A 23,732-nucleotide genomic window follows, 5' to 3' on the forward strand; every position below is an offset into this window, starting at 1 on the left:
TTATCCTCCTAAACAAAAGCTTGTCCAAATCATACCATACGCCCCGCCCCTGTCCAAAACAAGTCGACGATCCCCTCCGCAGTAAGGTCCGGGAACGCGGCCTGCCTGGCGCCGGATCGCTCGCCTCCGGAAGCGTCTCCTCGTGCGCCGAGCATCATAAGCGCCGAGAAGGCATAGGCGTATAAAAGCGGATCGCCCTCACGGACTTCGCCTTGCTTCATCTCTTTGCGGAACGCTGCGGCCAGCACTTCGTGAATCGACCGTTCGGCTTCCCGGATTCCTTCCGTCTGATCGCGCGTTAAGGCCGGACCGGCTTCCCGCATCAGACTTTCGAAATCGATATGCGCGTGCTGCATATAAGCCTCGGCAACCGAGGCGAGCCGCTCCCGGAAAGTGCCGGGGGCGTCCAGCAGCGCGCTTGTCCGGCTGCAGATGTACGACATCATATGAATAACCGAAGCAGCGAACAATTCCGCTTTATTATGGAAATAATAGTAAACGGAAGCTTTCGTAACCCCGGCGGCTGCGGCAATTTGCTCCAGAGAGACGCTGTCGTAGCCGAATTCCATAAATAAAGCGGACGCGGTGCGCAGCACGGTAGGTTTTACGGTAGACGGGATGCCGGTTTTGGGACGCCCCGGTTTGCGTTTGTCGGATCGTGATGTTTTCACAGCGGATCTCCTCTCCTGTATAAGTATATCCAATTTTTTTGTATAACTATTGTCAAATAGACCGTCTGGTATATATAATTAACTTATACAACATTACTGTAGCCGAAGACGGCCGGGATGTCGAGAATCATAAAGCAGTCCAAGGAGGAGCACGATGAACAATTTTGCGAATAAGTATGGAAACGGCGTAACCGGACCGAGGGGGAGATGGATCACCTTAATCGTCTGGATCGTCTTGACGGCGTCGCTAAGCATACTGTGGCCGACGGTCAATTCTCAAGAGAACAACAGCGCGGCCAATCTGCCCGCATCGTATCCTTCCGTTCAGGCGGACGAAGTGGCCAAGCGGGAGTTTCCGAACGCGGAAGGTCTACCGGCGCTTATCGTCTGGCACCGGGAGACGGGACTGACCGACGACGACTTGAAGGCGGTGCAGAAGTTCGCCGAGACGTTTACCGCCAAGCCGCTGCCTGAGCAGACTGCGCTGCCGCCGTATCATCAGATGCCGCTGCCCGCTCTGAAGAGTCAGCTGTCCGAGAACAAGAAGACGCTCGTTACGCCGATCGTGTTTGCAAACGGTGCCGAGACCGATGTGCTTAACGAGAACTTCGATGCCATTCGCGAACAGGTAAAAAGCCAGACGGGAGCGGATCCTTTCGCCGAGAAGCTGGCTTCGGACCGGTTAATCGTCAGAGTGTCCGGCCCGGCCGGCATATCGGTCGACGCTGTCGGATTGTTCAAAAGCGCCGACGTATCGCTTCTGATCGCCACCGTCCTGCTCGTCCTTGTTCTGCTGCTGCTCATTTACCGGTCCCCGATCCTCGCTTTTATCCCGCTGATCGGAGTAGGTTTCGCCTATGGAGTGACGAGTCCGATACTCGGCTATATGGCGAAGATGGGCTGGATCGAGGTGGACGGTCAGGCGATCTCGATTATGACCGTTCTTCTGTTCGGGGCCGGTACGGACTATTGCTTGTTCCTGGTGGCGCGTTTCCGCCAACTGCTGACGGTCGAACCGAACAAGTGGACCGCCTTGAAGCAGGCGATATCCGGCTCCTCCGGCGCGATTGCGATGAGCGGCTTCACCGTCGTTCTGGCGCTGGCCGCCCTGCTGCTGGCGGATTACGGGGCGGTCAAACGGTTTGCCGTTCCGTTCAGCCTCTCGATATTCATCATGGCGATCGCGAGCCTGACGCTTGTGCCGGCCCTGTTAGCCGTACTCGGTCGCGCTTCGTTTTACCCGTTCGTTCCCCGGACGCCGGACATGATCCGGGAGCGCGCGGAGAAGAAAGGAGCTCCCGTACCGCAGATCCGCAGCCGGAAGACGATCGGAGCGCGGTTCGCCTCGCTCGTCGTCCGCAAGCCTTGGACGGTCATTGTCGTCACCGTGGCTTTCCTAGCCGGATCGGCTTCTTTCGTGCCGGGTATCACGTATACGTACGACCTGCTGTCTTCGTTTCCTAAAGATATGCAGTCCCGGGAAGGGTTTACACTGATCGGACAGTCTTTCTCCGAGGGCAGTCTGGCACCTGTGAAGCTGATGGCCGATACGGAAGGCAAAGCGGTCGATTTGCAGGCGGTTATGCAAAAGCTCGAATATGTAGATACGGTCTCGGCTCCGCAGAAGGGTGCCATAAATCCGAACATCGTCTCCGTGAACGTCGAGCTGCACGCAAATCCTTATGATAATGAAGCTATGAAGTTAATTCCCGAGCTGCGCACAGCGGCCGAATCGGCGCTTCAAGCTGCCGGCGTCGCCGCTCCCGCAGAGCGGGTCTGGGTCGCAGGCCAGACGGCGACGCAGTACGATACGAAGCAAGCCGGCGTCCGCGACGAACTGGTCATTATTCCGGTCGTTATCGTACTGATCGCCCTGCTGCTGCTCGCTTACTTGCGCTCCTTTGTGGCGATGCTTTATCTGATCGCAACAGTGGTTCTGTCGTTCGGCTCCGCTTTGGGATTAGGCTGGCTTGTGATCCATTACGTAATGGGCGGCGATGCGATCGCCGGCGCTATCCCGTTATATGCTTTCGTTTTCCTTGTAGCGCTGGGCGAAGACTACAACATCTTTATGATATCGAGCATTTGGAAAAAACGGAAGCAGATGCCGCTGAAGGATGCGATACGGGAAGGAGTCTCCGAAACCGGAGGAGTGATCACTTCCGCGGGATTAATTCTGGCGGGCACATTCGCCGTGCTGGCTACTCTGCCGATGCAGATCTTGCTTCAGTTCGGGCTGATCACGGCGATCGGAGTCCTGCTGGACACCTTTATCGTCCGCCCGTTCCTCGTGCCGGCGATTACTACCGTACTGGGACGCGCCGCCTTCTGGCCGGGCAAAACGTATGACGTTGGGGAAGCCCGGCTTAAGGGCGAATCGGTGTAAGCCGTACCCTGCAATACACGATTACTAAAAAAGACACCCCGGAGGTGTCTTTTTTTGGTGAAATCGCGTTTCCGCCGTAGAATCGTACAGAAGAAAATAGATTTGTTACTGGAGGCGGGATCGGGCGGGGAAGTAAAATGAATCCAAATGGGTTTGATAGGCTGGCGGCTTGTCTGAATCGATGGAGGAGAAGCCGGAAATGGCCGTTATCGAACAAGGAGGGCTTGGAGGATGAGAGAGGAAACACGTTATGCCGCTTATGCCGCTGCGGCGGAGGCGGTAAACGCGGCCGGGGGGCTGATCTCGTTTTGGGATTTTCAGGAGCAGGCGGGCGAGCGGCGCAAAGCCAAGGGGCCGTATCCGTATGAGTTGACCGAAGGCGGCGGAGCCGTCGAACGGACGGACGATGGCATATTCGGCCCGTACTCGGCCGATCTGAAGTTCGGAGATTGGTTCCGTCTGCCGCGGGCGGACTGTCCCGCGCTCGACATTCATGGCCCCGATGCGAAGCTGACTGTCGCGGCCTGGATCAACTGGGCGGATATCGAGAGCAAGGGCTGTCAAGCCGTCGCCGGCATATGGGACGAATCGAGGCGGAAGCGCCAGTATTGCTTGTTTCTCGATCTGCGGATCTGGGACAGCCGCAGTCAGGCGTGCGGTCACGTCTCCTCGGTAGGCGGACCGACGCCCGGGTACAAGTATTGCATGACAAGCGCGATCGGACAAACGCCGCTCTCCAAGGCGGAGTGGCACTTCGTCGTCTTTACGTATGACGGCCGGCAGGCCAAAGTGTATGTGGACGGCGTGCTGGACGAAAGAGAAACGTACAACCCGTACGACTACCCCGAAGGGTTGTACGACGGCGGGCCGGACGGCGCGGACTTTACGGTCGGCGCGGTGGACCGTTCCGGCGAGATCGGCAACTTCTATACCGGTCTGCTGGGCGGACTGGCCGTGTATAACCGGGCTTTGTCCGCAGGGGAAGTTGCCGACTTGCATAATCGTACGATGAAATAAGCGGAATCGGCTTCCCGCGGGGCTTGTGCCGTCCGGCGAATAATATAACGGCTCATCGCTTCTTCAGTTGAAGGAGGATGAGCCGTCCGGCGGTTATAGGGATAATCGATATGAATTATTGCAGCACGACTGAGTCGCCTTCCTGCAGTCCCTCGATCACTTCGGTTTTGTCGGCGGTTTCCAATCCGACCTTGATCGGACGTTTCTCCGTTCCTTGCGCCGTCTCGAGCAGCACGTAAGAGCCGTCCTTGTCCCGCTGCACCGCAATCGTCGGTACGGTCAGGACGCCCAACTTGTTGTCCGTCTCGATTTTGGCGGTTAACCCGAGTCCTGCGATCAGACTGGCATGCGCGTCCAGCGAGATGACGATTTCGAATTGGGCCGGCGCGGTGTCGTTCGAGTTGCTGGCGGCGGGCTTCGGAAATTTCGATACTTTCTCGACTTTGCCGGCCAGCTTCTCTTCCTTCAAGGCGTCGATACTCACTTGTACCGTCATCCCCGGCTTGATCCGGAACACGTCGTATTCGCCGACGGAGGTCGTCATCTGAATCTTGGACACGTCGACGATCTTGCCGATCACGTCGCCTTCCCTGAGCTTCTGGGGCTTCTGGCCGCTTGCGGCGAGGAAGATGCCCGATTCCGGCGCGGTAGTGACCGCTTGGGTAAGCTTGCTCTGCTTCGTCTCCAGATCGGCGCCGGCGATTTGACGGTTAATCCGCTCCAGCTCCTCCTGCACGTCCTTGGAGGCGTTTTTGGCGACTCTTTGCAGCGCTTCGGCTTCGTTGGAGGCGATCGTTTCCGTGATCTTGGCGCCTGCCGCCTGCTCGGCGGACCGCAGCTTCGCTTCCAGCTCCTGCTTACGCATATTCGCGGTCAGCACCCCGATCTCGTCGCGCAGCGCCTTATCGTCCAGCTTGAACATGACATCGCCTTTGTTCAGCTGGGCGCCGTCGGATACGTTCCATTCGGTAACGTCGGCGGAGAACGGGGCGTAGACGGTCGTCTCTTTCACATACGACGATTTCCCTTTTACCTCTACCGTATTGGCCAGATTTTCTTTGACGGCCTGAAATTTGAGCGCACTGCCCGAGCTTGCTCCGGCCCCCGGCGCCGGCGCCTTCGGCTTGCTCTGGGTGTACAGAAAGCCGCTCACCGCGACCAGCAACACCGCGAGAATGATATATAGCCACGTCTTCTTTTTACGCATCGTGCTTCTCCTTTGCTACTCTCGTTTAATCGCGGTCAGCGCGTCGGTTCTAGAAGCTTTGACAGCCGGGAACAAGCCGGACATAATGCCGGTCATCAAGGCGAAGAACAGGCCGAGCGGCAATATCCAGGCGCTGATGAACAAAATCTCCGCATTTTCCCCCGACCCGACAGAGCCGGTCTGAACCAGAATAATATTGATCCCCCAAATAACCCAATAAGCGAATAAAATGCCGACCATGCCGCCGAACAAGCCGAGCAGCGCCGATTCGACGATAAACATGTTGCGGATCTGGCTCAAGTTGGCACCCAGCACCTTCATGATCCCGATTTGGCGCCGCCGCTGGTGGGTCGACATCGTCATCGCGACGACGATCGAGATCGAAGCGACGAACAAGATGAACAGTCCCGCTCCCCCGAATATAATCCGAATGATGACGAATTCTTTGCTCATGCTTTCCTGACGGCCCAAGTTGCTGCTCGTCCGCAGCTTGAGCGACTGGATCAGCTTGTCGGTTTCCGCAACATGGTCGACCTGATCGATTTTGACGACAACCCGGTCATAGCTGGACTGGTCGCTAACGGTTACGCTTTTTTGCGTAGAAACGGACTCCACGGCATCGCGGATTTGCTTGGCGAGACCGGGCGATATGTAGGCTTGCTTCTGCGACCAGCGGACCATATCGTCGGACATCGACTCGGCTCGTTTCTCGATCGCGACGACGCGTACCGGAAATTCGAACGTTTTGATCGTCCCGTCAGGCAAGGTAGCCGTCTGGATGAGCCGGATCTGTTTGCGGTACAGCGGATAAGAGACGATCGGGCTGCGGTCGTTAAAATCTTCCATCATCTGCTCCTGCGTCTGCTGACGGGCGGCGTCGATACGAGCGGCCTGATTGTCTCGGAGACCGACCGTGGCCGGATAGCTGAGCACGATCGTATTGTCCTGGTCGATCGGCATCCCCTGCTGAAACTCCATGCCGAAGTCGGCGAGCGTGGTCAGATCGGTCGCGGTCACTTCGAGCCGCCCCGTGCGCGTGTCGTCCACGATAAACGACATACTGCCGATGTTCTGGTAACCGGCCAACGTTTTGACATGGGGCAGCGATTTGATCAGATTCAGCTTCTGATTCGTGATGGCGTATTCGTTCACCGTGCCCGAAGACCCCGAGCGGCTGCCGCCGGATTGGTTCATCACAGTGATTTCGTCCGTTTTCAAATAATAGCTCATCTGCTTTGTGCTGTAATGCGAGATCGACTCCCCGAACGCAAGGGCGACGACGATCGAAGCCGAGCCGATGGCGATCCCCATGACACACAGCAGCGTAACCACCTTGCGCCTGCGCAGCTGGTCCCAGCCCAAAGCGATATAATCACGAATTCTCATGCGCCTTCACCCGCCTGTATATCCGGATCGACGAGACGTCCGTCTCTCAGCTGGATAATGCGCTTCGTACGCCGGGCTACTTCGTGCTCATGGGTAACGATGACAAAGGTGATGCCGTGGCCCACATTCAGCTCGATCAGCAGATCGATAATTTCTTCCTCGGTTTTCGTGTCGAGGTTGCCGGTCGGTTCGTCTGCGAAGACGACAGCCGGCTCTGTAATGAGCGACCGCGCGATACTGACCCGCTGCTGCTGGCCCCCGGACAGCTGGGAAGGGAACAGTTCCGTCTTGCCGGCCAGTCCGACCCGGCTTAGCAGGGAGATCGCCCGCTCGCGGCGCATTTTTCCTTTCACGCCCTGGAAGACGAGCGGCAGCTCGACATTTTCGCGCACCGTCAAATGCGGAATCAGCTCGTACGATTGGAAGATGAAGCCGATATGCGAACGCCGGAATACGGCCAGATCGTTTTCGTTCATCTTTTCGATATTCCGTCCGGCGATCAGGATACTGCCTTCGGTCGGCTTCATCAGTCCGGCCATCAGGTTCAGCAGCGTCGATTTGCCTGAGCCGGAGCTGCCGAGCAGCGCGACCATCTCGCCTTTCTCGACGCGGAAGTCGATTCCGGAGAGCACTTGAGTCGGTTCCGTTCCGCTAAGGAACGTATGGGAAAGCTGTTGGACGACTAGCACGATACCCCTCCGTTTATGTATATACGGCCGCTTGGTTCAGCTCTGGCCTTGTACAAGTTCCATCATACACGAACGTACTTAACAGATACTCAAGAAATAATGAAGATTTTCTTAATGTTCCTGGTTTCCCGGCAGCGTAGCGCAACAACCCGGCCGATAGCCGTCCGTTTCCATTCCGATCCCCTATTCACGGAACTTCCTGGGGGACATTCCGAAATGATTGCGGAATGCCCTCGTAAACGAATACAGATCCGGGTATCCGATCGTAAGCGCAATCTCGGTGATGGATAGGGAGGTGCTGCGGAGCAGGTCGGAGCCCCGGTCCATGCGCAGTTTTTGCAAATATTTCACGGGAGGCATGCCGACCGTCTGCGAGAACACTCTGGAGAAATGAGAGCGGTCGATCCCGATCTGGCCGGCCACGTCCGCTACCGTGATCTGTTCGGCGTAATGGGCGTTCATAAATGTGATGCTTTGACGGACCCACCCTGCGGTCTCGGTCCGCACCGTCTCCGGTTCCTGCTCGGGAATGAGCCCTGCAAACATCCGGTACATCAGTCCGTTCAGCGCAAGCACGTATTTCGTGCCCCGGACCGACATCACCTGAAGCATTTGCTGTAGCAGGATGTCCAGATCTTTGTCGACCGCTCCATGCAAATACGGCTTCTGTTCGCTTAATCCGGCCATAGCGAGCATCGGACCGGCCTGATCGCCGTCAAAAGCGAGCCACACCATCTCCAGCGTACGGGGCGAAGGGACGATCCGGTACACGTACGTGACGTGCGGGAACAGGCAGAACAAGTCGCCCTTGCCAAGCACCGCTGCCTGGTTGCCATAGAGGAGCTCTACGCGCCCTTCTCTCACAAAATGTATACTATAATAATCGATTTGCCGCGGTCCGGACCGGTAGTCGGGTTTGGCGGCGTTTCGGCCGATACGCAGCGGCCATATGCCGCCCATCCGGTCGAAGTCGTCCGGCGTATGATACCACGCTTCCATGAATTCACTGGAATATTCCCGCACGGCTGCGATCCCCCTATCGTTTCCTAATAGTCGAGTTCAAAAAGTCCGGTTCTCAGCACCGAGAAGATGGGATGAAGCTAGGAAATGAGGAGCGGAGCGTCGTGAAAGCTACGTGAGCACCGGAAGTTCCGGCTGAATTCCATATTCGATGTCGAGCAGCCTTCCTGATCTGCTTCGTGATCAAAAGTGGACTTTTTGAATATCCTCTATAAGGCTACGATACCGTTAACGCAACAAAATGACAAATAAAAGTAACCGAATGTTATTTTGCCGGACCGGGTTCCTTTGTATGATGGAAGTATGTCAAGGAGGGGATGCGCTTTTGAGCGGCTCGAAACCTAATTTTCTGTTTATCACCAGCGACCAGCAGCATTGGAATACGATCGGAGCGTTTCATGACGAGATCCGTACACCCCATCTGGACCGGCTCGTTCGCGAAGGGACGACGTTCGGCCGGGCCTATTGCCCGAATCCGACTTGTACACCGACCCGCTCCTCCATCATTACCGGGATGTATCCGAGCCAGCATGGCGCCTGGACGCTCGGGACCAAATTGGCGGAAGACCGGGTGACGGTCGGCGAGCTGCTGCAAAAGGCGGATTATCGGACCGCGCTTGTCGGCAAAGCCCATTTTCAGCCGGTGTTTTCGACGGAGGAGTACCCTTCGCTCGAAGGGAAAGAGAAGCTGCACGATTTCGAATTTTGGAAAACGTTTACCGGCCCGTATTACGGATTCGAACGGGCGGAGATGGTCCGCAACCATACGAACGAATGGCTGGTGGGACAGCACTATGCGTTGTGGATGGAGGAGAAAGGATGCCTGAACTGGCGGGACTACTTCACGCCGCCGATCGGCACGATGGACCCGAATGAGCTGTACTGCTGGCCGATTCCCGAGAAATACCATTACAATACATGGATTGCGGAAAGAAGCGGCGAGCTGCTGGAGCAATACAAAGAGAGCGGAGACAGCTTCTTCCTGTGGGCAAGCTTTCCGGACCCGCATCCGCCTTACCTCGTGCCGGAGCCGTGGGACACGATGTACGACCCGGATTCGCTTACCGTACCTGCCGTTACGCCCGGCGAGCATGACGCCAACCCGCCGCATTTCCGGAAAACGCAAGAAAGCAATCCCGACTTCTCGGCCTACAAGGAGAGCGGGTTCGGCATTCACGGCTATCATTCCCACGTCAATATGAATGACGAGGACCGCAAGAAGCTGGTGGCGGTTTATTACGGAATGGTCAGCTATATGGACAAATGTATCGGACAAATTCTCGATAAGCTCGACGCCCTGGGACTGGCGGACAATACGATTGTCGTGTTTACGACCGATCACGGCCATTTCTTCGGACAGCACGGCCTGCAGGCCAAGGGAGGCTTTCATTACGAGGATTTGATTCGGGTTCCGTTTATCGTCAAATACCCGGGGCACGTGCCGGCCGGCCGCGTATCGGATTCGATGCAGTCGCTGGTCGATCTGGCGCCGACTTTCCTGTCGTTTGCGGGAGCGCCGATTCCCGGAGCGATGACGGGCGTCGACCAATCCGCCGTATGGCAAAATCCCGAATTGAGCGCACGCGATCATATTATTTGCGAGTTCCATCACGAGCCGACGACCATTCACCAGAAGACGTATGTGAACGAGAGGTACAAGATTACTGTGTACTACAACCAAACGTACGGGGAACTGTTCGACTTGGCGAAGGACCCGGGGGAGACGCGGAATTTGTGGGATGACGAACGATTCCGGGAGTTGAAGGCGGAGCTACTGCTGAAATACATCTGGGCGGAGCTCGGAAAAGAACCGATGCCGATGCCGAGAATATCCGGGGCTTAGACCAAGGCCGCTTACACAGGGCATTCAGCTTTGCACGCCGTAGAGGCTGCCGAGCAAACCCAAACCGTCATTTGCGTTTTTTTGAGATTGGCTTGGAACCAATATGCTTAAGAAAAAGGACCTCTTCATCCACGTTGCAGTGGAAGATGAGGTCTTTTCGTTTGATGAATAGCTTATGTGCGGCTATTTAGCACCCGATAAGCGAACGCAGCCAGCGCAGCCCCGATGAACGGAGCAGTGACGAACACCCATAGCTGCGACAGCGCATCGCCGCCCAGCAGGAGGGCGGGGCCGAAGCTTCTCGCCGGGTTGACCGAGGTGCCGGTCAGACCGATGCCGAGAATATGTACGAGAACGAGCGATAGGCCGATGACGAGCCCGGCGGTGCTTCTGTTGTCCGACGAAGCGGTTACGCCGAGGATCGCATAAATAAACACGAAGGTAAGAACGATTTCTACGATTACCGCCATCAGCGCCGATATGCCGATGCCGTACCCCTCGCCGAATCCGTTTTGCCCCAGACTGGCTACCGTCTGCCCGGTCGAATCGATAATCGCATACAGCAGTGCCGAGCCCGCGACTGCTCCTAAAATCTGTGCGACGACATAACCGACGAAATCTTTGCCGGACAGCTTCTTACCGAGCAGCATGGCAAGCGAAACAGCCGGATTAATGTGGCAGCCGGAGATCGGGCCGATCACATAGGCCATCGCGACGATCGATAAGCCAAACGCCATCGCGATTCCCAGAAATCCAAGCTGTTCCCCCGCAGTAGCCGCACTTCCGCAGCCTACCAGCACCAGCACAAAAGTCCCGATCAGTTCAGCCGTGTACTTTTGGACGGATGAATACATGGAATGCCTCCTCGAAATTGGAATAGTTTCCATTATAAACGGTATGCCTATACAAAAACTTACATCCCATATGAACCCCCGATTTCATAAAAATAAATCCGGATTACGGGAGGAATAAGCATCGCTCCTTCTTGAAGCGTTGCGTGGGAGGAGGTTTTCGGTGCGCGGTGCCGGCAGTCGGGTTGTATATGTTCTGTATAGGGGGGATTGCTATACTTTCCAAAGGAATTGTAAGTAATCAACCGTCCTGGGAGGGACAAGGAGGTTTGAAGATGAGAAGGCGAAGAGGCTGCAGTTCCGGCTTCCAGCCTGAACAAGATGGACGAGCGGGAAGTGCAGACGGCACCGGTTGTAGCAGATGCTGAGATTGACGTGTCACATGGAAGAGTGTAACAGGAGGATTGGAAATGTCTACTTTAATCAAGAAGAGCTGGAGGAAAAAAGTCTCGCAGTTGCTCGTTGCCGCCATGGCAGTGGGAAGCTTCACGGGTCCGGCTATTCCGCAGAACGTTTCAGCGGCAGGAGGGGCAGGGGGAGTCGGCTCTAGCGTATACTCCGTAACTTATGATGTGTATCCCGGCGGCATACAAGGAGCGGCTCTATGGCTGAAGGCGGATCAGGGCGCTCAGACGAATCCGGCCGGACAGCTTACCGGCTGGGCCGATCAAACCGGCAACAATCAGTTTACCGTACAGGGTACGCCGGACTATAAGGCGGCTGGCGTTAATTTTAACCCGGCCGTGTCGTTCCAGAATACGACTGCAGCCAATCAAGATCCCAATGAGTATTTACTGGGTAATCATCCGATCACGTTCAAGGAAGGTTATGCCGTATTTACATCAACAACGGGTACAGTTATCGGTTCCGCACTACCGGTTGCGCCACGCGATTACGGGGTGGGGATTTTCACGGAATGGAATGGCAGCTTATACGCAGGTAACGGAGACACTGGAACCTACTTCGGCTTCCCCTTCAACGGAGCTTCGAGATTCAATATGGCCGCGTTTGACCTGGGGAACGGGACGGATTCGAAGGGATGGTTAAACGGTAAAGAACGAGCAATATCGGGAAACCTGTTTAACTCCGTTACCTTTACACCGGTCGTCGGCGGAACTTTCGGAGGAAACAACACGAACAACTGGAAGCATCTCAAAGGCGATGTCGCCGAAGTGATTCTGTTCCCTTCCAGCAATTCTATCGCCGATAAGCAAAAAATTGAAAGCTACTTGGCTTTGAAGTACGGTCTGACGCTGAATGGCGGTCAGAGCGATTATGTAGCGAGCGGATTGACCGGAACGAAGATGTGGACAGCTTTGGACAACGCGGGATACGGCAAACGCATTACCGGGATCGGTAAAGACTCGGGAAGCGGGCTGGAGCAAAAGCAATCCAAGTCGCAGGAAGCCGATGCGCTGGTGACGATCGCACTGGGTCCGGATATTGCAGCATCCAACGCTGACATAACGGCCGCTAATGTGCCTATCGATCAATCGTTCTTTATGTTTAGCGACAACGGCCTTGATGCGGCGAACAATGACACGGATGCCATGAGCAATATGAAACGTTCGGCACGGGTGTATAAGGTCGATAAAACGAATTGGGCCGACCAAGCGATCACCCTTCAGTTGAGTGAAACGAATGCGGAAGCGACTCATCTGCTGATCGGCATCGATCCAACGTTTCCCGGCACCTCCGACACGAAGGCTTTTGCGCTTCAGCCGGGTGGAAAAGTAACAATTAACAGCAGCGAGCTCGGCGATAACAGCTATTTTGCTTTCGCCAAGGAAGTTGCCGTCAAAGCATCGGCTCCAGGCGGAGTAGACGGCGCAACATTGTGGCTGAAGGCCGATAAGGATGCGGCCGCCGATCTGAACGGACAGCTTACCGGCTGGTCGGATCAAACGGGGACGAATCAGTTTGCCGTACAGGGGACGCCCGATTATAAGGCGGCACCGGCTAACTTTAACCCGGCTGTAGCGTTCCAGAATACAACTTCTTACAATCAAAATCCTAACGAATACATGATCGGCGACAAACCGATTACGTTCAAAGAAGGATACGCGGTATTCAAGCAAACGGACGGAACGGTAGTCGGTTCGGCCGCTCCGCGTGCAGGCGGTTACGGAGTAGGGATTTTCTCGAAATGGGCCGGCAAGCTGTGGGCGGGCAACGGAGCAAACGGCACGTATCACGGGTTTGCTTTCAACGATGCGTCGCGTTTCCATATGGCCGCATTTGATATGGCGAATTCGACCGATTCGCAAGGCAAGCTGAACGGCAACGATCAGGCGATGACAAGAAACAAATCGATCAGCTCGATCGAATTTACTCCGGTTATCGGAGGCGCGTTCGGCGGAGGCAGCTCCAACAACTGGTACCATTACAAAGGCGATATCGCCGAAGTAGTGCTGTACCCGGCGAGCAACGCCCCGGTTGACAAGCTGAAGGTAGAAAGTTACTTGGCTCTGAAATACGGTCTGACGCTGAATCATGGCGGAAGCGACTATGCGGCAAGCAATTACGACGGAACGGCCGGAACGAAAATGTGGACGGCTGCGGACAATACCGGGTACGGCAAACGGATTACCGGGATCGGCCGCGACGACGGAAGCGAGCTGCAGCAAAAACAGTCGAAATCCCAAGAGGCGGGAGCGCTTGTAACGATCGCTCTTGGCGACGGAATTACGGCTTCCAACGCACAAAACGGCAATATGATCGCAACCGACCTGTCCTTCTTCACATTCAGCGATAATGGCACTATAGCGGCTAAATACGACGGAGAAGTGCCTGAAATTACGACAGCTCCTCAGCACAAGCTGAAGCAGCTGAACCGAGAATTCAAAGTGGACAAGACGAACTGGCTCGATACGGACATTACGCTTAAGCTGGACGTTACGGCCGAAAATCCTGCTGCCCTGTATTATCTGGTTATCCGGGATACGGCAGGAGCATTGACGGAGATCCTCCCGCTTAGCGCCGAAGGAACTGTCAAAATCAACAGCGCGAAGCTGGCAGACGGCAATACCTTTACGTTTGCCAAAGTAACTAAGGATGCATTGCAAAAATCCGTAAACGGAGTAGGCAAGCTGACGGCGGGGAACTACACGCCTGAAAGCTGGACGGCATTGCAAAACGCATTGACGGCGGCAAAAGATGTGCTCGACAACCCGAATGCCACCCAAAAGGAAATTGACGATGCGCTCGCCGCGCTGGAAGCTGCCAAGACGGGACTGTCCAGCTCCCGCGACAAGCTCGAAGCCAAGGTGAACCAAATCAAGTCCGCCATGGACGCCGGAACTTTGAAGGAAGGCGACTATACGGCGGACAGCTGGCAAGCTTTGAAAGACGAGCTTACCCGGGCCAATGCGGTGCTGGCGCAAACTCCGGCCGCAACCGAGCAGGAGCTCGCGCAAGCGATCACGAAGCTCGACGAGGCGAAGGCCGCTTTGGTAGACCTCAGCGCTTTGCGTGCCAAAGTAAACGAAATCGAAGGCGAAGGCTTGACTCCGTCGGGATACACGGCCACTAGCTGGCAGGCGCTCCAAGATGCGCTAGTCCACGCGAAGAACGTGCTGGCGGACCCGAGTGCGACGCAAGCGGAAGTGGATCGCGCCATGGCTGCTCTGGAAGCAGCAAGAGCGGCACTGGTTGCTGTTAACAAATCGGCATTGCAGGCAAAAGTGGACGAAATTAATGGCGAGACGAATTTGGAATCGCTGCTGACCCCTGAAAGCTGGGAAGCGCTGAAAGAAGCGATGGCGAAAGCTCAGGTGGTGCTTAATGATCCAGACGCTACTCAAGCGGAAGTCGATGCGGCATTGGCTGCGCTTCAAGCGGCTCGCCAAAATGCGGTAATCGCAGGTGCGGAGCTGACCGTACTCGACATCGTCTACGCGGATGGCAGCGGCAATCCGGTAGCTGTAGAACTGTCGCCGGCATTTGACGGCAAGCAGTATTTGAACTATACGGGAGTCGTACCGAACGCTGTCAGCAGCGTCGGCCTTGATCCGCAAACGCTCGACCCGAACGGTCAAGTTCAGATTACGGTGAACGGACAAGTGGTGCCAGCTTCGGATTGGGACAACTTGCCGCTTCAAGAAGGACGCAATGTCATTGAAGTGGAAGTGACCGATTCGAACGGAAACAAAAACAAATATACGATCGAAATGATGCGCGTCTCCAGCAAGCTGGAATCGCTCGCGGCTCCCGGATACGGATTGAATCCGGCGTTCCAGTCGGACAAGGAAGCCTACACGATGAACGTCCCTTATGAAGTGTCCCAGCTTCCATGGACTCCAGTTGCGCTCGACCCGGAGGCGAAGATTGAGTTCAGCGTGAACGGCGGGGCTGCGGTCACCGTTGCCAGCGGCACGTCTAGCCCGGCGCTTCCGCTGCAAGTAGGATCTAACATGGTAACCGTGAAAGTGACGGACCGGAACGGAGGCGTCAAGGAGTATGTTGTGACGGTGTACCGTGACTCCGACTCCGGCTCTGACAACGGGTCCGGAACGGTTGGCGGCGGAACCGGCATTGGCGGAGGCACTCCTCCGGCAACGGGCGATATCATCACCAGCGTGAACGATTCGACACGTGAATTCGCAACAGGCAAAAAGACCACTGAAGGCGGACATACTCTAACGAATGTTGAGATCGACGCCGGCAAGTTAAATGGCATTTTGGCGCAAGGCAACGGCCTGAAGCTGGCGATCCGCGTTCCGAACGAGGGCGATGTTGCAGTAAAAGGGGTGACGGCTGAACAAGTCAAGCGGATGACCGATGCAGGCTCGAGTCTGGAAATCGGAAACCTGCTGGCGATCTACCCGATACCGGGCGGACAACTGGACTTCGACGCGATTTCGAAAAACTTGAACGGTGCAAAGCTCGGTGACATAGCCGTCCATGTCGACATCAAGCGTTCTCCGCAATCCTTGATCGATAGCGCGCGCAGCAAAGCGACTACTGAAGGGTATGAGCTGCTGGTCGATCCTGTCGACCTCAAGCTGACCTTCACGAACGAAGGGCGGACTGTAAGCGCGGATCAACTGAACGGGTATGCCGCAAGATATATTGCGCTTCCGGAAGGCATTGATCCTAACCGGATCACGACCGGTGTCGTTATCAATCCGGACGGTACGATGTTCCACCTGCCTACAGTTGTAACTAAGATCAACAACCGTTACTTTGCACTCATTAACGATTTGCGCAGCAGCGGTACGTATTCCGTCATCTGGAATCCGAAAGATTTCGACGACGTGAAGAGTCACTGGGCAAGAGCGGACATTAACAATATCGCGGCAAGACTCGATCTTGCAGGAATCGGGAACAATACGTTCTCGCCTGACCGGAATATTATCCGTTCCGAGTTCGCGACTATTGTAGCGACCGGTATGGGCCTGATGCGTCAAAATGTGGTTGAAAATCAATTCGAAGATGTCAACAAATCCGACTGGTATCACGGTGGAGTCAGCATCGCCAGCGAATTTGAAATTGTGCTCGGTTATGACGACGGCTTGTTCCATGGCGGCCGGAACATTACGAGAGAGCAAGGCATTGCCATGATCGCCCGCGCGTTCAACCTGGTTGAGCCGCAAAGATTTATGAGTCCGGCGGAAATCGATGCGACGCTTCTGAAGTTCGGCGATGCGGATAACGTATCGGGCTGGGCTAGGGAAGTTGTAGCGAAGATGGTTGCAGCCGGCATCGTCGAAGGCGAAGACGGACAACTGCTGAACCCGCAAGACTACATGTCGCGTGCGGAAGCGGCTGCTCTGATGAGAAGGCTGTTGCAAATGACAAACCTGATCGACTAAGGGCGGACGCAACCCGGGGCGAACGGGAAGAAACCATCAAATCCATCAGTCGGATTTGGTGGTTTCTTTTTTGATAGACCGTTTATGTTTCTCACCAAAACTAAAGCGTAGAAGAGGGCTGCGTCCTTTGCCGTGTCCCCAGGTTCCCTTGTGTAGCTTGCGTAAATAGCCCGCTTGTCCCTGTCAGAACCAAAAAGGTGGTGATATAATAAAGGAATTGATGAAAATGTTAAATTGCACCAGCAAGGCGGTGTTATCTGGGTGAGAGCCATCCTGGTAGACGATGAGCGATTAGCTCTGGCGCAACTGAAGAAGCTGCTGGAGCGCGACATAGGCGACATCGAAGTCATAGGCATGTACACCGATCCGCTTCAAGTATGCGATCAGGCCCGGAAACTTCGGCCGGACGCCGTATTTCTCGACATCCAGATGCCCGGCATCGACGGCCTGGAACTGGGGGAGCGGCTGCAGTCCGCCGTTCCGGAAGCGGAGATCGTATTTGTAACCGCCTATGATCAGTACGCGGTACAGGCGTTCGAGCTGCATGCCCTGGATTATGTGATGAAGCCGGTTCAATTGGACCGGCTGCAGAAAACGATCGACAGGCTGAAGGACCGGATCATATCGAGATGTGATAGCGGAACGGTTGAAGAACCGCCTGTCATCAGCTGTTTTCATCAAATCAAATTCCAGTTGCCCGGCGGACAGCCGTTATCGGTCAAGTGGCGTACGAGCAAAGCTCAGGAGCTGTTCGCCTACTTGCTTCATCACCGGGACCGGACGGTCGACAGGGAGACGCTGTTTGAGCTGCTGTGGCCGGATTTTGACAGCATCCGTGCGGCTAAGCAGCTGTATACGACCATCTACCATATCAGGCAAACGTTAAAAAGCGTCGGGCTTCAAGCGGTTACGATCCACAGCGGGGAGCTGGAGGTTGGGTACAAGCTTACGATTGGCGAGGCGAGGCTGGATGTCGCGGAATGGGAAGCAAGGCTGAAGCGGCTGCCGGCGCTTGAGGCCGGACATATGGAAGAGCACGAGCAAGTGCTGGGGATGTATAAAGGCCACTACTTGGGCGAGGTTGAATATTTGTGGGCCGAGCACGAGCGGGAACGGCTTCGGAGGCTCTGGATGCATCATGCCGAAGGGCTGAGCGATTATTATCTGGAGCGGGGCATGATAGTCGCCGCCTTGCAGGTGAATCAGCGGATTCAGCAGTATCTGCCTTATGATGAAGAAAGCTATTTCACGCTGATGAAGCTGTACGACTCTTTAGGAGATACAGCGGGGGTGGAAGACCAGTACTGGCTTCTGACTTCCAGATTGGAGCGGGAACTGGATTCGGCCGTGTCTCCGGCTATCACGAAGTGGTACGATAGCTGGAAAGAACAGCGGGGACGTGTGCGTCTTGCCGGGGTATAAGCAAAGGGAAGGAGCGCCAACCGGACTCTTCCCTGAGCCGGAACGTTTAGCGGAGAGGCAAACTTTCTGCGGGCCTTTGGTCGCCGGAGAAGTACAAGACCGCCTTCCAGCCTCCCGAAGCAGCCTCCAGCTCGATCGTCTGCAGCTCGTCCCATCCGGCGGGGTCCTGTTTCTGTGCAGCTTCTAAACGGAGAACCAATGTGTCTGTCAGCTCTTCCAGCAAATCTTCGGAATAACCGTGATCCGGAACGTTAACGGGAATCGGCCTGTCGTGAAACATGATGCGGAGTAGCATGGCAATAGTCCCTTCTTTTATATAAACTGGCCTGATTATTATACAAGACGCGACTGAACAAAATCTGAACCGGCAGCCCGTCAAAGGGATTGACCTTAACGTTGCGGCAACGTTTATAGTGAATGTTGCCGGGAGGGACCCGATCCCGCCCCAGGCGAGGAGGAGATGGACGAATGGCTGACCATGCGAGCATTTATGCGGGACAGGCGGATGTATACGAGGAGATGATAGCCAAGCAGCCGGATTTGAGCGGGGTGCTGGAGGAGATTCGGCCGTTTGACGGACTGGACGCCGCCGACGTAGGAGCGGGGACGGGCAGACTGTCTGCAGTGCTCGGCCCGCGCGTCCGCTCGTTGGCCGCGTTCGACGCCTCAACCGCCATGCTGGATGTGCTGGCCGGCAAGCTTCACAGCCGGGGACTGACGAACTGGAGGACGGAGCAGGCGGATCACCGGAAGCTGCCTTTGGCGGACAAGTCGGTGGACTTGATCGTATCCGGCTGGAGCGTCTCTTATCTGTGCAGCTCGGATGTGCCCGGTTACCGGAGCCATGTACATGAGATTATCGGGGAGATGAAGCGGACGCTTCGTCCGGGCGGCACGATCGTGCTGTTCGAGACGATGGGAACGGGTACGGCAACGCCTGCTCCGCCGCGCTTTTTACTCGATTATTACGAGGCGCTGGAGCAAGAGCTTGGTTTCTCGCACCGCTGGATTCGGACCGATTACACGTTCGGCAGCTTGGCGGAGGCGGAGCGGCTGACCCGGTTCTTTTTCGGGAGCGAACTGGCGGCGCAGGTTGTGCGCAACGGCTGGACGGTGGTGCCGGAATGTGCCGGCATCTGGTGGCTGCATGTGTAAGGAAACGGGGACAGGGACAGGGGCTTTGCCGCGCAAGGCGAAGCTTCCTGTCCTTTTTTCTTGATCCTATCCTGAGCATTGTTGATCCAGATGTTGTTTGAGAAGCAGATACAGCTTTTGACTGGCAAATTGCAGCGGATAGTCCGATGATTTGAACAGCGCTCCGAAAGTCATATCGATCAGGCTGCCGTGAATGGTCCGCACCGTTGTTCCCGCAGCAGCCGGCTCCGCTATAAGCCTAGGGACAAGCGCGATTCCCAGTCCGCTCTCCACGTAAAATTTCAACGCCGTCATACTTCCGATCTCCATCGTATCATGCATCATCGTTCCTTTTTCCTGCATAATCATCTCAAGTTTTCTGCGATACGGGCATGAAGCTGACGTGATCAGCAGGCGATGCTCCCGTAAATCCTCCGGTGAGAGAACGGTTTTACGTGTTAGCGGGTGATCTTCGGGTAATAGTGCCACGAATTCCTCCTTAAACAAAGGTTCAAAAAACAGATCACTGCCTAAATCCGGAGCCGAGCAAAGCGAGAAATCAAGCTCTCCTTGGAGAAGCAGCTCGCTTAGCAGCGGAGTGTTCGCCATGACTACGGAAATACGGACATTCGGATACATCGACGTGAATATCTTCAGAAGACCAGGCAAACGATAACTCGCGGTTGGCTCTGTAACACCTAGGCGAACATGCCCCGTTTCACCCATCTGCATATTCGACAGGTTCGCTTGTAATTGCTCCATGTTTTTGACGATTTGCAAGCTGTGGTCGTGAAACAGTCTCCCTGCCTCCGTTAACCGAATCTCTTTACCACGCTCGAGCAGTTGAACGCCCAAATCGGATTCAAGCTTTTGGATTTGCATCGTGACCGTGGATTGTGCATAGTTCATTTCTTTGGCCGCGCGCACAAAGCTGCCGTATTTCACAATGAGCTGGAACGTTTTCAATAGTTTGAGATCCATGCTGCGCCCCTCTGCATCATTCATAAATTTTGAATATGCTGTTCAATTCATTCAATTATACAAATAATATCATTTCCTTTACAATGATACCAATCCATAAACCATGGGAGTGAAGCTGCAATGGAAATCAGTCATAAAGTGGTCCTTGTTACGGGCGGCGGTACGGGGATTGGCAGAGCAACAAGCCTGGCGCTGGCGAAGCGGGGGGCAACCGTGATCGTAAATTACTCACGTTCCCAATCCGAGGCGGAAGATACGGTCCGCCGGATCATCCAAGAGGGTGGGCGGGCTGAGGCGATCCAAGCTGACGTATCGCAAGACCATGAGGTCCGGCACATGGTCGAATCCATCGCGCGGCAATTCGGGACGCTGGATTTGCTCGTAAATAATGCCAGCATCACCAGGCATATTCCGATGGACGATCTGGAAGCCGCAACCGGCGAAGTATGGGACGAGTTGTTCGCTGTAAATGTGAAAGGGATGTTTTATTGCGCGCGAGCCGCCAGCCCGTATATGAAAAAAAATAAACAGGGTGCGATCGTCAATATCGGAAGCATCGCCGGACAAACGGGTTTGGGCTCTTCGCTGCCTTACGCCGTATCGAAATCGGCCGTTCACGGTCTGACGAAATCGTTAGCGCGGGCGTTGGCCCCGGACATTCGAGTTAACTGTGTCGTGCCGGGAGCGGTCGCAACGAGATGGTGGGCCGGAATGGAGGAGCAAATGGCGCGGCTTGCCCCCAAGCTCCTGCTGCAGCGTATTTCGGCACCCGAAGATATCGCCTCCCTGGTTTGCGCTGTCTTGGAGCAGGAAGCAATGACCGGTCAGATCATCACAGTGGACAGCGGACAGACGCTGTGAGTGAGCGTATATGTCCGGAAAGCCGAGGGGAAGCCGCCCGGAAGGAAAACATAACAGAATTGGCGAATCATAGAGGAGGGGCCGGGGACAGATCGGGTTTCCGGAAGTTCGGAATAGGAGGGCGGCCATGGAGCTGCGTTTGTATGTCGATTCGGACCGGGAGCAAGTGATCCGGCTGCACGAAGCTCTCGCCGGACAGGCGGATGCAGGAGTGAATCTCGGCTCGGATGGCGATAGTTGGCCCGATATCGAGCTAACCTGTTTGGCCGAAGGCGCGGAGTTCTGGGTAGGCGAGGAGAACGGCGCCGTCGCAGCGACGGGCGCGATCTGCATCAAAAACCCGGCGGTAGGTGAGATCAAGCGGCTGGGCGTACAGCCGGAGCTGCAGCGGCGAGGGTACGGCGGGCGCCTGCTGGGCAAGCTGGAGGAGCGCGGACGGGAGCTGGGTTACCGGATCGTCTGCGCGGAAACGTCGGACCGTCCTTCTGCGGCTCAGGAGCTGTTTGCAAGCAGCGGATACGAAGTGTTCGACCGCCAGACAAACAGCGGCATTTCAACTGTCATGTACGGGAAATGGATCACGGACCCTCCTCCGGAGCCGACTCCGGAAGAGACGGCAAAGTTCGAGGCCGATTGGGCGGTTCATAATCGGATTCAAGATTATACGAATCAGCTTTTTCAGGAAGGCTGTACGCCTGAGCAGGCGATGGAACGGGTGCTGCAATCAGACCTGTTCGCTGAGTGGCGTGCGGAGCAACGTTCGTTTCTGGTCGGATATGACGAGATCGAGTTGTACCGCGATCTGGAGGCGTCAGTCCGGATCGGAGCGCATATAGGCCGGATTGAGGAGAGGGCGGCCGCATACTTCGATTGTTTGCCGGACACGGCACCCGCAGCGGACGGAAGCGAAGAAGCCGATCCTGTTTTTATTCTTTTGCATGTGCGGATCACTCCAACACAGCTGGCCTATGAGCTCGCTTCCTTCTCCCGAAAGCTGGGTTTAAGCAAACCGGTACCTTATAACGCATTATTGGGATTAATGAACGGTACGTATTTTGACATAGACCCGGACGATCTGGAGCGGATGAACGGGCAAAGGGAACGCGCAGGCGAATGGATGCAAGCCTTTGTCGATGCCTATAGAGACGGATCGGCAGCTGTAAGGGATGACGGCGGGCGGACAGGAGGAGAAGAAGGTGAGCGTAACGATGAGCGGCCAGTTGGCGGAAGCGCTGGAAGCGGCGGAGACGGGGGTGCTGGTGGACCGGATGGAAGCGATCCGCAGCCGGGAAGGCAACCCGGAAGGGATTGAGATCGAGCGGTTCGGAGGCTGTACTGCCGTCTACAGCCGGACGATGGGCTGGACGTCGTTTAATGCCGTGTGCGGGATCGGTCCGGAGGATACGGGAGTCGTTCGCTCCATCGTCGACTATTACCGCGAGCGCAACCGGAAGTTCGAGGTGCGGATCATTCCCGGGAAGCTCAATGCGGAGCTGGCCAACGAGCTGGCCTCACATGGCCTGATGCAAACCGGATTTCATTCAGCGCTGTATGCGGAGACGGCGGAAGCCCATTCCATCTCGGCCCTTGCCGATCCGAAACAGGACGACGGCGAAGTGACGTTCCGGGAGATGAACGGCGATGAATTCGATATCTACGGCCACATCCACTGTCTCGGCTTCGGGCTGCCGTCTGACGGGGCGGCGCCGATCGCGGCGAACAATCGCGTATTGTTCGGACGGGAAGGATGGCGGTTTTTCCTAGGCTTCGCAGGTGGGGTTCCTGCGGCAGTGGCGGTCATGCGGGTGAAGGGGGATATCGCCTCCTTCACGCTGGCCGCCACGCTGCCCGACTACCGCGGCCGGGGACTGCACGCCGGACTGCTGCGCAAACGGATCGAGACGGCCGCTTCCTGCGGAGCCCGGTTCGTCGCCGCTCAGGCGTCTTTCGGCTCTGGCAGTTGCCGCAATATGGAGCGGGCCGGTTTGAAGCTTGCGTATTTGCGGGCGATCTGGACGATGGGATGACGATCGGCGGCAGGAACGAGAGTCGTAAGCAAAAAAGATGAAAAACGAAGGAAATGCGATGTTGACATCTTCATTTAATGTGGCATATAATAACCAATAAATAAATACGCCAAATGTTGCGATTAGAAATAGTAGAAATGAAAAGAGCTTTCAGAGAGCCGTTGGCCGGTGCGAAACGGTAGTGACATTCATTTCGAACTCGTCTATGAACGGCTGCCCGAATCAAGTAGGGCTAGACGGATTTCCCCCGTTACAGGGATAGATGGTGATGGCCATCGAAGAAGATCATTTCCCATGAAATGAATTAGAGTGGTACCGCGAGTTCAACCTCGTCTCTATACGTAGAGACGGGGTTTTTTTGTTGATTAAATTCCGGGTTTAATCAACCTCGCTGTACCTACTTACTAACCAAACACGCTTAGGA

17 protein-coding genes and 1 other annotated feature are annotated in these 23,732 nt (G+C 55.6%); of the genes, 9 read left to right on the top strand and 8 right to left on the bottom strand.

The annotated features are described in order from the left end of the window. Positions 1 to 29: 29 nt before the first annotated feature. Positions 30 to 671 (bottom strand): TetR/AcrR family transcriptional regulator, encoded by a 642-nt coding sequence (locus AC3Y2E_RS18240; RefSeq protein ID WP_379212793.1) that lies wholly within the window; start codon positions 669 to 671, stop codon positions 30 to 32. 154 nt (positions 672 to 825) lie between these two features. Here AC3Y2E_RS18240 and AC3Y2E_RS18245 point away from each other — a divergent pair, with 154 nt between their 5' ends. Continuing rightward, positions 826 to 3,057: an MMPL family transporter gene (locus tag AC3Y2E_RS18245; protein ID WP_379212795.1), complete on the top strand. Its 2,232-nt coding sequence runs from the start codon at positions 826 to 828 to the stop codon at positions 3,055 to 3,057. A 231-nt stretch (positions 3,058 to 3,288) separates the two neighbouring features. Continuing rightward, positions 3,289 to 4,074: a LamG domain-containing protein gene (locus AC3Y2E_RS18250; RefSeq protein WP_379212797.1), complete on the top strand. Its 786-nt coding sequence runs from the start codon at positions 3,289 to 3,291 to the stop codon at positions 4,072 to 4,074. 115 nt (positions 4,075 to 4,189) lie between these two features. Here the strand turns inward: AC3Y2E_RS18250 and AC3Y2E_RS18255 are convergent, their stop codons facing one another. The 4 genes from AC3Y2E_RS18255 to AC3Y2E_RS18270 all read right to left on the bottom strand — a co-directional run bounded on the left by AC3Y2E_RS18255 (position 4,190) and on the right by AC3Y2E_RS18270 (position 8,379). Further along, complete coding sequence (locus tag AC3Y2E_RS18255; protein WP_379212799.1) at positions 4,190 to 5,281, bottom strand: efflux RND transporter periplasmic adaptor subunit; 1,092 nt, start codon at positions 5,279 to 5,281, stop codon at positions 4,190 to 4,192. A gap of 15 nt (positions 5,282 to 5,296) precedes the next feature. Then, the gene (locus tag AC3Y2E_RS18260; RefSeq protein ID WP_379212801.1) at positions 5,297 to 6,667 is read right to left on the bottom strand and encodes an ABC transporter permease; all 1,371 of its coding nucleotides are present in this window, start codon (positions 6,665 to 6,667) and stop codon (positions 5,297 to 5,299) included. After that, positions 6,664 to 7,356: an ABC transporter ATP-binding protein gene (locus tag AC3Y2E_RS18265; protein WP_379212803.1), complete on the bottom strand. Its 693-nt coding sequence runs from the start codon at positions 7,354 to 7,356 to the stop codon at positions 6,664 to 6,666. The genes AC3Y2E_RS18260 and AC3Y2E_RS18265 overlap by 4 nt, the downstream gene beginning before the upstream one ends. 183 nt (positions 7,357 to 7,539) lie before the next feature. Beyond that, positions 7,540 to 8,379 carry an AraC family transcriptional regulator gene (locus AC3Y2E_RS18270; protein WP_379212805.1) on the bottom strand — a complete coding sequence of 280 codons (840 nt, stop codon included), beginning with the start codon at positions 8,377 to 8,379 and terminating at the stop codon, positions 7,540 to 7,542. Between the two features lie 292 nt (positions 8,380 to 8,671). On the opposite strand from AC3Y2E_RS18270, the gene AC3Y2E_RS18275 reads away from it, so the two are divergent. Beyond that, positions 8,672 to 10,219 (top strand): sulfatase family protein, encoded by a 1,548-nt coding sequence (locus tag AC3Y2E_RS18275; RefSeq protein WP_379212922.1) that lies wholly within the window; start codon positions 8,672 to 8,674, stop codon positions 10,217 to 10,219. A gap of 173 nt (positions 10,220 to 10,392) precedes the next feature. Here AC3Y2E_RS18275 and AC3Y2E_RS18280 read toward each other — a convergent pair whose 3' ends face one another. Continuing rightward, on the bottom strand, positions 10,393 to 11,073 hold the full coding sequence (locus AC3Y2E_RS18280; RefSeq protein WP_379212807.1) for an MIP/aquaporin family protein: 681 nt from the start codon (positions 11,071 to 11,073) through the stop codon (positions 10,393 to 10,395). A 407-nt stretch (positions 11,074 to 11,480) separates the two neighbouring features. Here AC3Y2E_RS18280 and AC3Y2E_RS18285 point away from each other — a divergent pair, with 407 nt between their 5' ends. After that, positions 11,481 to 16,883: a DUF8202 domain-containing protein gene (locus tag AC3Y2E_RS18285; RefSeq protein WP_379212809.1), complete on the top strand. Its 5,403-nt coding sequence runs from the start codon at positions 11,481 to 11,483 to the stop codon at positions 16,881 to 16,883. Between the two features lie 261 nt (positions 16,884 to 17,144). After that, on the top strand, positions 17,145 to 18,305 hold the full coding sequence (locus AC3Y2E_RS18290; protein WP_379212811.1) for a response regulator: 1,161 nt from the start codon (positions 17,145 to 17,147) through the stop codon (positions 18,303 to 18,305). Between the two features lie 46 nt (positions 18,306 to 18,351). On the opposite strand, the gene AC3Y2E_RS18295 is transcribed toward AC3Y2E_RS18290, so the two are convergent. Then, entirely contained in the window at positions 18,352 to 18,600 is a 249-nt protein-coding gene (locus tag AC3Y2E_RS18295) for a hypothetical protein (protein ID WP_379212813.1), read from the bottom strand. Between the two features lie 173 nt (positions 18,601 to 18,773). Here AC3Y2E_RS18295 and AC3Y2E_RS18300 point away from each other — a divergent pair, with 173 nt between their 5' ends. Then, positions 18,774 to 19,460: a class I SAM-dependent methyltransferase gene (locus AC3Y2E_RS18300; RefSeq protein WP_379212815.1), complete on the top strand. Its 687-nt coding sequence runs from the start codon at positions 18,774 to 18,776 to the stop codon at positions 19,458 to 19,460. Between the two features lie 66 nt (positions 19,461 to 19,526). Here the strand turns inward: AC3Y2E_RS18300 and AC3Y2E_RS18305 are convergent, their stop codons facing one another. Next, positions 19,527 to 20,420, bottom strand: coding sequence for a LysR family transcriptional regulator (locus AC3Y2E_RS18305; RefSeq protein WP_379212924.1), 894 nt, complete (start codon positions 20,418 to 20,420; stop codon positions 19,527 to 19,529). Positions 20,421 to 20,540: 120 nt separating this feature from the next. Between AC3Y2E_RS18305 and AC3Y2E_RS18310 the strand changes: the two genes are divergently transcribed. From AC3Y2E_RS18310 to AC3Y2E_RS18320, 3 genes are all read left to right on the top strand, one after another. Continuing rightward, complete coding sequence (locus tag AC3Y2E_RS18310) at positions 20,541 to 21,281, top strand: SDR family NAD(P)-dependent oxidoreductase (RefSeq protein ID WP_379212817.1); 741 nt, start codon at positions 20,541 to 20,543, stop codon at positions 21,279 to 21,281. A 127-nt stretch (positions 21,282 to 21,408) separates the two neighbouring features. After that, complete coding sequence (locus tag AC3Y2E_RS18315) at positions 21,409 to 22,593, top strand: GNAT family N-acetyltransferase (RefSeq protein ID WP_379212819.1); 1,185 nt, start codon at positions 21,409 to 21,411, stop codon at positions 22,591 to 22,593. Next, complete coding sequence (locus AC3Y2E_RS18320) at positions 22,478 to 23,308, top strand: GNAT family N-acetyltransferase (RefSeq protein WP_379212821.1); 831 nt, start codon at positions 22,478 to 22,480, stop codon at positions 23,306 to 23,308. Before AC3Y2E_RS18315 ends, AC3Y2E_RS18320 begins: the two co-directional genes overlap by 116 nt. 109 nt (positions 23,309 to 23,417) lie before the next feature. Then, positions 23,418 to 23,648, top strand: a binding site (T-box leader). The last annotated feature ends 84 nt before the right edge of the window (positions 23,649 to 23,732 follow it).

The sequence above is a fragment of the Paenibacillus sp. MAH-35 genome, assembly GCF_058135425.1.